At 66.3% G+C, this 12,694-nt stretch carries 8 protein-coding genes and 1 pseudogene; 8 read left to right on the forward strand and 1 reads right to left on the reverse strand.

What is annotated here, in order from left to right; genetic code table 11:
* Positions 1 to 528: 528 nt before the first annotated feature.
* The 4 genes from ACMV5O_RS20835 (at position 529) to ACMV5O_RS20850 (ending at position 7,333) form a co-directional block, all read left to right on the forward strand.
* The gene (locus tag ACMV5O_RS20835; RefSeq protein ID WP_416165238.1) at positions 529 to 1,989 is read left to right on the forward strand and encodes a 2-hydroxymuconic semialdehyde dehydrogenase; all 1,461 of its coding nucleotides are present in this window, start codon (positions 529 to 531) and stop codon (positions 1,987 to 1,989) included.
* 95 nt (positions 1,990 to 2,084) lie between these two features.
* Complete coding sequence (dmpE, locus tag ACMV5O_RS20840; protein WP_416165239.1) at positions 2,085 to 2,867, forward strand: 2-oxopent-4-enoate hydratase; 783 nt, start codon at positions 2,085 to 2,087, stop codon at positions 2,865 to 2,867.
* 17 nt (positions 2,868 to 2,884) lie between these two features.
* Complete coding sequence (dmpH, locus tag ACMV5O_RS20845; protein WP_416165240.1) at positions 2,885 to 3,679, forward strand: 2-oxo-3-hexenedioate decarboxylase; 795 nt, start codon at positions 2,885 to 2,887, stop codon at positions 3,677 to 3,679.
* 42 nt (positions 3,680 to 3,721) lie between these two features.
* Positions 3,722 to 7,333, forward strand: coding sequence for an indolepyruvate ferredoxin oxidoreductase family protein (locus ACMV5O_RS20850; protein ID WP_416165241.1), 3,612 nt, complete (start codon positions 3,722 to 3,724; stop codon positions 7,331 to 7,333).
* 156 nt (positions 7,334 to 7,489) lie between these two features.
* Here ACMV5O_RS20850 and ACMV5O_RS20855 read toward each other — a convergent pair whose 3' ends face one another.
* Positions 7,490 to 8,287 (reverse strand): DNA-binding transcriptional regulator, encoded by a 798-nt coding sequence (locus ACMV5O_RS20855; RefSeq protein WP_416165242.1) that lies wholly within the window; start codon positions 8,285 to 8,287, stop codon positions 7,490 to 7,492.
* Positions 8,288 to 8,486: 199 nt separating this feature from the next.
* On the opposite strand from ACMV5O_RS20855, the gene ACMV5O_RS20860 reads away from it, so the two are divergent.
* The 4 genes and pseudogenes from ACMV5O_RS20860 to ACMV5O_RS20875 all read left to right on the forward strand — a co-directional run.
* A complete protein-coding gene (locus tag ACMV5O_RS20860) occupies positions 8,487 to 10,211 on the forward strand; it encodes a bifunctional 3-(3-hydroxy-phenyl)propionate/3-hydroxycinnamic acid hydroxylase (RefSeq protein WP_416165243.1) in 1,725 nt (574 codons plus the stop codon).
* Positions 10,211 to 11,158, forward strand: a complete 948-nt coding sequence (locus ACMV5O_RS20865; RefSeq protein ID WP_416165244.1) for a 3-carboxyethylcatechol 2,3-dioxygenase — start codon at positions 10,211 to 10,213, stop codon at positions 11,156 to 11,158. Before ACMV5O_RS20860 ends, ACMV5O_RS20865 begins: the two co-directional genes overlap by 1 nt.
* Positions 11,159 to 11,233: 75 nt before the next feature.
* Positions 11,234 to 12,388 carry an ABC transporter substrate-binding protein gene (locus tag ACMV5O_RS20870; RefSeq protein ID WP_416165245.1) on the forward strand — a complete coding sequence of 385 codons (1,155 nt, stop codon included), beginning with the start codon at positions 11,234 to 11,236 and terminating at the stop codon, positions 12,386 to 12,388.
* A gap of 151 nt (positions 12,389 to 12,539) precedes the next feature.
* Positions 12,540 to 12,694: pseudogene (locus tag ACMV5O_RS20875) on the forward strand (branched-chain amino acid ABC transporter permease); the annotation flags it as partial.

Genomic DNA, 12,694 nt, shown 5'->3' on the forward strand with positions numbered 1-12,694 from the left:
TCGAACAGCTCGCGGCTGGTGAACATTTCGCGCTTGCAGCGGAACAGGCCTTTCGCCTTGTCCTTCTGGATCAGGGTGTCCAGGTACTCAGTGGTGACGGTCATGACGCACTCTCATCTTTGTTGCATGGAAGGCCGTCAGGTTATGGCGCGATCAGATCAATCAATATCCAGCTTCTGCAACATCGATATCCAGTTTCTGCACACCCGGTTTTCAAGCCGGCGATCTCGGCTAACCTGATTGCAGACCGAGGCTTCGCAACTACCCTCGGTCAGGCACGGGACACACAGGGTCGTCACGGGGGCCACATTCTCCCGACAGGCTTTGGGCGTCGAAAAAATCTCGAAAAATAAATCTCGAGATTCTTTACAAATCTCGCGGAAGGCGGCAAGATTGCCCCAGCTGCGAGGCAGGCCAGCAACAAGCAGCAACGCGAAATGGCTCGAACCTGCGCTCGAGCCATATCGAGGACCGCGGCACACGAACCGCGCCTTGCAATCCGATCCACTACCTGAGGACACATCGAGCATGAAAGAGATCAAGAACTTCATCAACGGCGAGTACGTCACCAACGTCAGCGGCAAGACCTACGAGAACCGCAACCCGGTCGACAACTCGCTGATCGGCATGGTGTACGAAGCCGGCAAGCCGGAAGTGGATGCGGCCGTCGCCGCTGCCAAGGCCGCGCTCAAGGGCCCCTGGGGCAAGCTCTCGGTGGTCGAGCGCTGCAACATGCTCGACGCCGTGGTCGATGAGATCAACCGCCGCTTCGACGACTTCCTGCAGGCCGAAATCGCCGACACCGGCAAGCCGGCCCACCTCGCCTCGCACATCGACATTCCGCGCGGCGCGGCCAACTTCAAGATCTTCACCGACACGATCAAGAACGTGTCGACCGAATCCTTCGAGATGCGCACCCCGGACGGCAAGACCGCGCGCAGCTACGGCGTGCGCACCCCGCGCGGCGTGATCGCGATCGTCTGCCCGTGGAACCTGCCGCTGCTGCTGATGACCTGGAAGGCCGGCCCGGCGCTCGCCTGCGGCAACACCGTGGTCGTGAAGCCCTCCGAAGCCACGCCGCTCACCGCCACCCTGCTGGGTGAGGTCATGAACAAGGTCGGCCTGCCCAAGGGCGTGTACAACGTGGTCAACGGCTTCGGCGTGGATTCCGCCGGCGCCTTCCTGACCGCCCACCCGGATGTCAACGGCATCACCTTCACCGGCGAGACCAAGACCGGCACCGCCATCATGAAGGCCGGCGCCGACGGCATCCGCCCGGTGTCGCTGGAGCTGGGCGGCAAGAACGCCGCCGTGGTGTTCGCCGACTGCGACTTCGACAACACCATCGCCACCCTCACCCGCTCCTGCTTCGAAAACGCCGGCCAGGTCTGCCTGGGCACCGAGCGCGTGTACGTCGAGCGCCCGATCTTCGACAAGGTCGTCGCCGCAATGAAGGAACAGGCCGAGAAGATGAAGCCGGGCCGCCCCTTCGACCCCGACACCAAGATCGGCCCGCTGGTCAGCAAGATTCACCAGAAGAAGGTGCTGGGCATGTACGCCAAGGCCAAGGAAGAAGGCGCCAACATCGTCTTCGGCGGCGGCATCCCCGACATGCCGGAAGACCTCAAGGACGGCTGCTGGGTGCAGCCCACGATCTGGACCGGTCTCCCCGAGACCGCGACCGTGGTGACCGAGGAAATCTTCGGGCCCTGCTGCCACATCCAGCCCTTCGACACCGAAGAGGAAGTGCTGAACATGGTCAACGCCAACCGCTACGGCCTCGCCACCTCGGTGCACACCCAGGACATCAGCCGCGCCATGCGCATGGCCAACGCCATCGAAGTCGGCCTGTGCTGGATCAACAGCTGGTTCCTGCGCGACCTGCGCACCCCGTTCGGCGGCTCCAAGCAGTCGGGCATCGGCCGCGAGGGCGGTGTGCACTCGCTCGAGTTCTACACCGAGCTGCGCAACGTGATGATCAAGTACTGATACCGGACACGGCCGCGGCGGACGGGGTGCAGCAACGCCCTCCCCCGCGGCGCCGGCAGGCTCCCATCCATCGAACACATCATCGAGAACACGATATGGACCAGAACAAGATCAACCACTACGGCGACGAGCTCTACACCGCGCTCAAGACCCTGACCCCGGTCGCGCCGCTCACCGACCGCGAGAGCGACATCACCATCGAGGATGCCTACGCCATCCAGCTGCGCATGATCCAGCGCCAGCTCGACGACGGCCACACCGTGGTCGGCAAGAAGATCGGCGTGACCAGCAAGGTCGTCATGGACATGCTGAAGGTGAACCAGCCCGACTTCGGCCAGCTGCTGTCGAACATGGTCTTCAATGAAGGCGAGCCGATCGTCGCCTCGTCGATGATCGCCCCCAAGGCCGAGGCCGAAGTCGCCTTCATCCTCAAGAACGACCTGATGGGCCCGGGCGTGACCGCGGCCGACGTGCTGCGCGCCACCGACTGCGTGGTGCCCTGCTTCGAGATCGTCGACTCCCGCATCAAGGACTGGAAGATCAAGATCCAGGACACCGTGGCCGACAACGCCTCGTGCGGCGTGCTGGTGCTCGGCGGCGTGCGCAAGAGCCCGCGCCAGCTCGACCTCGCGCTCGCCGGCATGGTGCTCGCCAAGAACGGCGACATCATCAGCACCTCCACCGGCGCCGCCGTGCAGGGCTCGCCGGTCAACGCCATCGCCTGGCTGGCCAACACCCTCGGCCGCCTCGGCATCGGCCTCAAGGCCGGCGAGATCATCCTCTCCGGCTCACAATCCCCGCTCGTCCCGGTCGTCGCCGGCGACAGCCTCACCTGCAACGTCGGCGGCCTCGGTGGCACGTCGGTCCGCTTCATCTAAAAAAGGAAACCGCACACATGGCACTCACCCTCGACCAGGCCACCATCGCCAAGCTCGCCGAGCACCTCGAAAACGCCGAGCTGCAGGCTTTTGATGTCACCAAGATCACCGACGACTACCCCGACATGGACTGGGATGACGCCTACGCCATCCAGGACGAGATCAAGCGCCGCAAGCTCGCCCGCGGCAACAAGATCGCCGGGCTCAAGGCGGGCCTGACCTCGCGCGCCAAGATGAAGCAGATGGGCGTCGAGACCCCGGTGTTCGGCTTCATCGCCGACTACATGTCGGTACCGGACGGTGGCGAAGTGAAGTTCGACGAACTCATCCACCCCAAGGTCGAAGCCGAGATCTGCGTCGTCACCAAGGCCCCGCTGCGCGGCCCCGGCTGCCATATCGGCAACGTGATGGCGGCGATCGACTTCGTGCTGCCGGCGGTCGAAGTGATCGACTCGCGCTATCGCGACTTCAAGTTCGACCTCAAGAGCGTGATCGCCGACAACACCTCGTCGGCCCGCTTCGTGATCGGCGGCAACATGCGTGACCTCGGCGAGCTCGACCTGCCGACGCTGGGCGTGGTGCTCGAGGTCAATGGCGAGATCAAGTCGATGGCCACCGGCGCCGCCGTGCTCGGCAACCCGCTGGTCGCGATCGCGATGATGGCCAACGAACTCGGCAAGCGCGGCCAGGAAATCCCGGCCGGCACCTTCATCATGACCGGCGGCGTCACCGAAGCCATCCCGGTGGCGAAGGGCGACAACGTCAACGTCCGCTTCCAGGATCTGGGCAGCGTCTCGTTCCGCTTCGTCTAAGCACAGAAACGCGCTGCAGGGCCGGGCTGGCAGCGCGCGTCATTGCGCGCGCCAGCCCTTTCCACATCCAGCGCACCACGCCAACAGAGGGAAAATCCGATGTCGTCCAAACAGGATCTGACCAAACAATTCACGGCGGAAGAGGGGATCATCCACATCGGGGGCATCGAGGCGCTGGTGCGCCTGACGATGGACCAGATCCGCTTCGACCGTCGTCGCGGCCTCAACAACGCCATGTTCATCTCCGGCTACCGCGGCTCGCCCGTGGGCATGCTGGACGCCAATTTCATCAAGCAGCAGAAGCTGCTGATGCAGCACAACATCCAGTTCGTCGACGGTCTGAACGAAGACCTCGCCGCCACCGCCGTCTGGGGCACCCAGATGCTGCACACGGTGGGCAACCAGAAGTTCGACGGCGTCGTCGGGACCTGGTACGGCAAGGCGCCGGGCGTGGACCGCTCGGGCGACGTGCTCAAGCACGCCAACTACACCGGCACGCTCAAGAACGGCGGCGTGCTCGCCATCTTCGGCGACGACCCGAGCTGCAAGTCGTCCTCGCTGCCGAGCCAGTCGGAAGCCATGTTCTACCACGTCGGCATTCCGTCGCTGTACCCGGCCAACGTCCAGGACATCCTCGACTTCGGCCTGCACGGCTACTACCTGTCGCGCATCTCGGGCCTGTGGGCGGGCCTCAAGATCGTCACCAACGTCGCCGACGGCAGCGGCAGCGCCATCGTCGATCCCGACCGCATGAAGTTCGTCACCCCGGTGGTCGAGCTCGACGGCCGCCCGTATTCGCCCGAGGTCAACCTCGGCATGAACGTGCGCAAGGACGCGCTCGACATGGAGCGCACGCTGTACTACGCGCGCCAGGAGCTCGCCCGCCTGTATGCGCGCGAGAACGGCCTCAACAAGGTCACGCTGCCCAACGCCGACGCCTGGCTGGGCATCATCACCGCCGGCAAGACCTACCACGACCTGCGTCAGGCCTTCATGGAAATGGGCCTGGACGACGACGCACTGCGTCGCGCCGGCGTGCGCATCCTCAAGATCGGCATGCTCAACCCGCTGCAGCCGGACGACATCCGCGACTTCGCCCGCGGCCTGGAAGAAATCCTCGTCATCGAGGAGAAGCGCCCGTTCATCGAGCTGTTCGCCAAGGAAATCCTCTACGGTACGGCCAACGCCCCGCGCATCGTCGGCAAGCGCGACGAGGAAGGCCGCGACCTGCTGCCCTTCCACGGCGAGTTCGAGTCCGACATCATCGCCCGTGCGTTGCACGCTCGCCTGTCGCGCAAGACCAAGCTGGAATCCGCCGAAGGCTGGATCAAGCGCCTGGACGAGATCCACAGCCGCAACTCGCTGACCTCGCTGACGCGCTCGGCCTGGTACTGCTCGGGCTGTCCGCACAACTCGTCGACCAAGGCTCCGGACGGCAGCATCGTGTCGGCCGGCATCGGCTGCCACACGATGGCGATGTGGATGAAGCGCGGCGTGGTGATGGGCACCCACATGGGCGCCGAGGGCGCGCAGTGGATCGGCATGCAGCCCTTCACCGACACCAAGCACATCTTCCAGAACATGGGGGACGGCACCTACGCCCACTCGGGCAGCCTGGCGGTGCGCTACTGTGCGGCGACCAACACCAACATCACCTTCAAGATCCTGGTCAACAGCCACACCTCGATGACCGGCGGCCAGGAGATCATGGGCGCCGAGCCGGTGCGCGCGATGGTGGCCGAGCTGATCGCCAATGGCGTCAAGCGCGTCATCGTCACCACCGAGGACCTGTCGCGCTACAACGCGGTGAACCTCGACGGCAACACCGAGGTCTGGCATCGCGACCGCCTGATGGAAGCACAGAAGGTGCTCTCCGAGATCGAAGGCACCACGGTGCTGATCCACGACCAGGAGTGCGCCGCCGAGCTGCGTCGCCAGCGTGGACGCGGCAAGGCCTACGAGCCCGAAGCGGTGATGGTGATCAACGAGCGCGTGTGCGAGGGCTGCGGCGACTGCGGCGAGAAGTCCAACTGCATGTCGGTCGAGCCGGTGCAGACCGAGTTCGGCCGCAAGACGCGCATCCACCAGCCGTCGTGCAACAAGGACTACTCCTGCGTGAAGGGCTTCTGCCCGTCCTTCCTCACCATCACGCCCAAGGCCGCCCCCGAGGCTGCCGACGGTGGCAAGAAAAAGAAGAAGGGCCGCCTGCCCGCGCTCAACCGCGAGCTGCCCGATCCCGTCTTCAAGGTCGACCCGAACAACTTCGGCGCCCACGTCATGGGCATCGGCGGCACCGGCTCGGTGACCGTGGCGGCGACCATTGCCAACGCCGCGCGCATCGACGGCAAGTGGGCGGTGGGCCTGGACCAGACCGGCCTGGCGCAGAAGGGCGGCGCCGTGATCTCGGACATCAAGGTCACCGCCACCCCCTTCGACGGCTCGAACAAGATCTCGGACGGCAGCACCGACCTCTATCTGGGCTTCGACATCCTCAACGCCACCGACAACAAGAACCTGGACAAGTGCCACCCCGAGCGCACGATCGCGATCGTGTCGACCGGCCAGGCGCCGACCGGCTACATGGTGTCGGACAAGTCGGTGCAGTTCCCCAACGTCGATCGCCTGACCCAGGGCATCGACCGCGTCACCCGCCGCAACGACAACGTCTACCTCGACGCGCAGACGATGGCCGAAGGCCTGTTCGCCGACAGCATGGCGACCAACATGTTCATGGTCGGCGTGGCCTACCAGGCCGGTGCGCTGCCGATCAGCGCACAGGCGTTCGAGACTGCGATCAAGCAGGCCGGCGTCGGTGTGGACATGAGCCTGCTGGCGTTCAAGTGGGGCCGCATGGCGGTGGTCGATATCGACTACGTCCACGCCGAGATCCACAAGTACGAAGCCAAGGCGCCCAAGCTCCCCGAGCTGACCGCCGAAGCGCGCCAGATCGTGGACTCGGTCGGCGCCACGGGTGAAGTGCGCCGCCTGCTCGAGATCCGCGTGCCCGATCTGATCGGCTACCAGGACGCCGCCTACGCCCGCCGCTACGCGGCCAAGGTGAAGAGCGTGATGGAGGCCGAGAAGCGTGTCGCTGCGGAAAGCTCGGCCCTGGCCGAGGCTGCCGCGCGCTACTTCTACAAGCTGATGGCGTACAAGGACGAGTACGAGGTCGCCCGCCTGCACTCCGACCCGGCCTTCCTGGCCGAGCTCGACGCTCAGTTCCCGAACGGCTATACGATCGAGTACAACCTGGCGCCGCCGCTGCTCTCCAAGCGCGACCCGGAGACGGGCGAGCTGATCAAGCAGAAGTACGGCCCGTGGATCCTGAAGGCCTTCCGCCACCTCGCCAAGCTCAAGCACCTGCGCGGCGGCAAGTGGGACATCTTCGGCAAGACCGAGGAGCGTCACCTGGAGCGCCAGGCGATCGAGGACTACGACCGTCTGCTCGACACGCTGTGTAGCAAGCTCAATCGCGACAACCTCGCGATCGCGGTCAAGCTCGCCAGCATGCCCGACGAAGTGCGCGGCTACGGCCACGTCAAGGAGCGTCACATCGCGCTCGCCAAGGCCAAGCAGGCGCAACTGATGGCCGACTTCGACAACCCGCAGGCCGCCAAGGCCCGCGGCGCGGCCCAGGTCGTGCAGTTCGTCTGATCGGTGACGGCCCCTTCGGGGGCTGACTACCGAAATCGAAGGCCCCGGCCCTGCTTCAACGCGGGCGCCGGGGCCTTCCCATTTGGCCTGAGCTGACCGTCACCGCTGAAGCTGCGCGGTGCGGACCGCCTCCCGAGAACACGCTGCGCTCGCGCCTCACTCCACCGGCTCGCTCAGGGCCACCTCGAGCTGCCTCCCGGCTTCGACCAGCGCCGGCAGATAACGCGCCGCCGCCTCGGCATGCGAGACCGCACGCACGAGGTAGATGACGTTGATGCTCGCGATCACCCTCCCGCTCTGAAATACCGGCACCGCGATCGCACCGATCTTGCGCTCCGCGCTCCAGTCGCCCTCGTTCGAGGCATAGCCGCGGCTGCGCGTCTGCTCGATCAGGTTGGCGATGAAGCGCTCGTCATTGGCCAGCGCAGCCTGCACCGGATCACGCCGCAGCAGCAACAGCAGGGCCTCGCGTTCGGCGTCGGCGCAATAGCAGAAATAGGCGCGCCCGACCGCGGTCAGCAGCATCGGCAGACGCTCCCCGACCATCGCGCGGTTGAAGGACAGCGAGCTGAAGCGATGCGTCGACTCTCGGATCAGCATCGAGCCGCCGTCCGGCGTGCACAGGTCGGAGGGCCAGCGCACCTGCTGCAGCAACTGGGCCAGCACTGGGCCGGACACCATCGAGATGCGCTCCTCGTCCTTGAAGCCTTCGGACAGGGCGCGGACATTCAAGGTCAGCACGTAGCGGTCGTCCGACGCGCTGCGCTTCACATAGCCCTCTTCGATCAGCGTCTCCAGCAGCCGACGCACCGTCGTGCGGTGCAAGCCGGTGCCGGTGGCGAGTTGCGCGAGCGAGGCACGCCCCTTGTCGTGACGGTTCAGCACACGCAGCAGATCCAAGCCGCGGGCCAGGCTCCGCACCGTGCCGTAGTCGGCGCCCGTATCAGGCCTCATTCCAAAAAACCTCTTTTTAAACAATATTGTGCGCTCTGTGGACGGCAGCGAAAGTGTTTTTGTTCAGTCTCTCGAGAGTTCCTAGACTGCGCTCAACTGATCGAAGCATAAAAAACGCTTCTTGACCGAACCCGCCCTCGCCCATCGCCTCGCCACGCGGCGATCCCGCGCAGCCCCGCACACAACAGGAGTCCGCAACATGAACGAAACCCCCCGCTTCGATGCCGACGTCGTCGTCGTCGGCGCCGGCCCGGTCGGCCTCGCCCTTACCAGCATGCTCGGTCTGCACGGCGTCAAGGCCATCCTGCTCGAGCGCGGCGACGAGCTGATCGACTACCCGCGCGCGGTCGGCATGGACGACGAGTGCCTGCGCACGCTGCAGGGCATCGGCATGGCCGAGGCGGTGCTGCCGCACCTGACGCCTTACCACTGGATGCGTTTCGTCACCAAGAGCGGGCGCTGCTTCGCCTCGATCGAACCGCGCACCGACGAATTCGGCTGGTCGCGCCGCAACGCCTTCAACCAGCCGCTGGTCGATCGCGTGCTGCTCGACGGCCTCAAGCGCTTCGACAACGTCGATGTGCGCATGGGCAGCGACGTGCTGCGCTTCGAGCAGGACGCAGAAGGCGTCAGCCTCGACGTCAAGCGCAGCGACGGCACGGTCTACACCCTGCGCACGCGCTGGCTGGTGGGCAGCGACGGCGGCCGCAGCCCGATCCGCACCGCGCTCAACGTCGGCTTCGGCGGCTTCACCGACACTTCCAAGTGGCTGGTGGTGGACGTGCGCAACGACCCGCTCGGCGTGCCCAACATCTACATGCACTGCGATCCCTCGCGCCCCTATGTGTCGGTTGCTCTGCCCGATTCGATCCGCCGCTTCGAGTTCATGATCTTCGAGAACGAGACCGAAGAGGAAATGACCCAGCCGCACAACATGGCGATGCTGATGGCCAAGGTGCTGCCGCCGGGCGTCGATGCCACCAGCCTGGACTACATCCGCAAGCGCGTCTACACCCACAACGCGCGCATCGCCGACCGCTGGAAGATCGGTCGCGTGATGCTCGCCGGCGACGCGGCGCACATCATGCCCGTGTGGCAGGGCCAGGGCTACAACACCGGCATGCGTGACGCCGCCAACCTGGGCTGGAAGCTGGCCTACGTGGTCAAGGGCATCGCCTCCGAGAAGCTGCTCGACACCTACCAGCTCGAGCGCCCGCCGCACGCCAAGGCGATGATCGACCTGTCGGTGACCGCCGGTCGCATCTTCTCGCCGCGCAACCCGGCGGTGGTCGCCGCACGCGACTTCGCCACCTGGGCGCTCAACCTGGTGCCGCCGGCCAAGCGCTACTTCACCGAGATGCGCTTCAAGCCCATGCCCAAGTACGAGACCGGCCTCGTCGTCTCCGAGGCCGAGATCGACACCGAGCCGGGCTTCAAGCAGTTGCTGTGCCAACTGGCACGCAAGACCCCGCTGCTCGGCCGCCTGATGCCGACCAAGCGCGTCGGCAAGAACTCGCCGGTCGGCAAGCTCTTCATCCAGCCCAAGGTGCGCACCCGCGACGGCGAGGTCAAGCTGCTCGACGACGTCATGGGCAGCGGCTTCGCGCTGGTGTGCTGGGGCGTGGATCCGAGCTTCTGGCTCAACCAGAAGAGCCGCGACATCCTCGCCGCACTCGGCGGTCGCATCATCACCGTCAAGCCGGTGGTGCAGATTCAGCGCGACCGCGACATCGGGCCGGACGCCATCGTCGTCGGCGACGAGCAGATGCGCCTGAAGGAGTGGTTCGGCAGCTATCCGGGCGCGGTGGCGGTGATCCGTCCCGACCGCTTCGTCGCCGGCCTCGCCTACCCGGTCAAGATCAACGAACTGCTCGCCCAGATCGCCGACAAGATGGGGCTGAACCTGAGCCAGGGAGCCGCCTGATGCAAGCCCGCCTGCAGTGCCTGTCGCACACCCCGCTGAAGGGCTATTTCGACCCCGAGGCCGCCATCGTCAAGGAAGTGGCGGCGCTGGTCGGCACCCTGCGCGCCGAGGTCGAGGCCTTCGACCCCGAGGTGATCTACCTGTTCTGGCCGGATCACCTCAACGGCTTCTTCCTCGAGTTGATGCCACAGTTCTGCATCGGCATGGCGGCCGAGTCGGTGGGTGACTACCAGACCGCCGCCGGCCCGCTGAACGTGCCGCGCACGCTGACCGAAGCCTGCGCCCAGGCGGTGGTCGATGCCGGCATCGACCTCGGTTTCTCGTACCGCATGCAGGTCGACCACGGCTGCGCCCAGCCGCTCGAAGAGCTCACCGGCGCGCTCGACCGCTACCCGGTGGTGCCGATCTTCATCAACTCGGTGGCGCCGCCGGTGGTGAGCTGCCAGCGCGCCCGCCTGCTGGGCGAGGCCGTCGGCCGCTTTGCCCGCGCACAGGGCCAGCGCGCGCTGTTCATCGGCTCGGGTGGCCTGTCGCACAACCCGCCGGTGCCCCAGCTGGCGACCGCGACCGATCCGGAGGTCATCGCCCGCCTGATCAGCAACCGCAACCCCTCGCCGGAAGCCCGTGCTGCCCGCCAGGCGCGCACGATCGCCGCCGCCGAGGCCTTCACCGCCGGCACCAGCACCCTGCATCCGCTCAACGCCGAGTGGGACCGCAGGCTGATGGAACAGCTCGCCGCGCGCGACTGGGCGGCGCTCGACGCCTACCGCAACGCCGACATCACGGCCGATGCCGGCGGCTCGGCGCACGAGGCCAAGACCTGGGTCGCGGCGGTCGCGGCGATGGACGCCGCCTGTGCCGGCGCCTGGCAGGCCGAGGAACGCTACTACCGCGAGATCCCGGAGTGGATCGCCGGCTTCGGCGCCCTCAGCGGCCGTTCGCGCTGACCCACAGAATCACCCCCGACGCAGCTTCGCTACACACCGCAACATCCTGACAATCAGAGAGACCAGGAGATGAAAATGACGCTTCGCATCAAGACCCTGCGCATCAAGACCCAGCTCGCCGCCCTCGCCCTCGCCCTGTCGGCCGGTCCCGCGCTCGCCGACATCAACATCGGTGTCGTGTTCTCGCTCACCGGCCCGGCCGCCTCCCTCGGCGCCGAGACGAAGAAGGCGATCGAGTTCATGCCCGCCACCCTGGGCGACGAGAAGATCAACTACATCGTGCTGGACGACGCCACCGACCCCACCAACGCGGTCAAGAACACCCGCAAGCTGGTCGGCGAGGACAAGGTCGACGCCATCATCGGCCCCAACCTGATCACCAACGGCATGGCGATGGTCGACGTCGCCAATGAGGCCAAGGTGCCGATGCTGTCGATCGCGCCGATCGACCCCGCCGCCGACAAGCGCGCCTGGGCCTTCCGCGTCGAGCCCACCGCCGACGTCATGGTCGGCCGCGTGGTCGAGGACATGAAGGCCAAGGGCGTCAAGACCGTCGGCTTCATCGGCTTTTCCGACTCCTGGGGCGAGCTGCTGCTGAAGGCGCTGACCCAGACCACCCAGGCCGCCGGCATCAAGATCGTCGCCACCGAGCGCTACGCCCGCACCGACACCTCGGTCACCGGCCAGGCGCTGAAGGTGCTGTCGGCGCGTCCGGACGCCGTCTTCGTCGGCGGCTCGGGCACGCCTGCCGCCCTGCCGCAGACCACGCTGCGCGAGCGCGGCTACAAGGGCCCGATCTACCAGTCGCACGCCGTCGCCAACAAGGAGTTCCTGCGCCTGGGCGGCAAGAACGTCGAAGGCGCGCGTCTGCCGGTGGCGCCGGTGCTGGTCGCCGAGCAGCTGCCCGACGGCCACCCCAACAAGGCCGCCGGCGTGGCCTTCCTGCAGCAGCTCGAAGGCAAGCTCGGCGCCGATTCGCGCTCGACCTTCGCCGGTGCAGCCTACGACGCCGGCCTGCTGCTCGAGAACGCCATGAAGGAAGCGATCAAGAGTGCCAAGCCGGGCACCCCCGAGTTCCGCGAGGGAATCCGCAAGGCGCTCGAGAGCACCTCGGGCCTGGTCGGCGTCAATGGCACCTACACCCTGAGCGCCGAGGATCACGGCGGCTACGACCCGAAGGCGGTCGTGCTGATCGAGGTCGCCAACGGCAAGTGGTCGCTCGTCAAGTAAGCAAGGCAACCCATGCGCGCTGCCGGCCGCCTGAGGCAGGCGCGCTCATTTCCCATGTACTCCCCCGGCACACGCCGCAGGCCGAGCCCCGAACGGGCGCGCTTGCGGGGCAGCCTCATGCTGCGTGCGGGGTGGAGCGAAGGAGGACGAGATGGATTCAACGGTTGCACTGATCCTGGGCCAGGACGGCATCACCAACGGCGCGATCTACGCGCTGCTGGCGCTGGCGCTGGTGCTGGTGTTCGCGGTCACGCGGGTGATCTTCATCCAGCAGGGCGAGTTCGTGGCCTACGGCGCGCTGACGCT

Origin of the sequence: Thauera sp. WH-1 (assembly GCF_047806685.1) — a bacterium.
In the GTDB taxonomy this organism is placed as follows: Bacteria; Pseudomonadota; Gammaproteobacteria; order Burkholderiales; family Rhodocyclaceae; genus Thauera.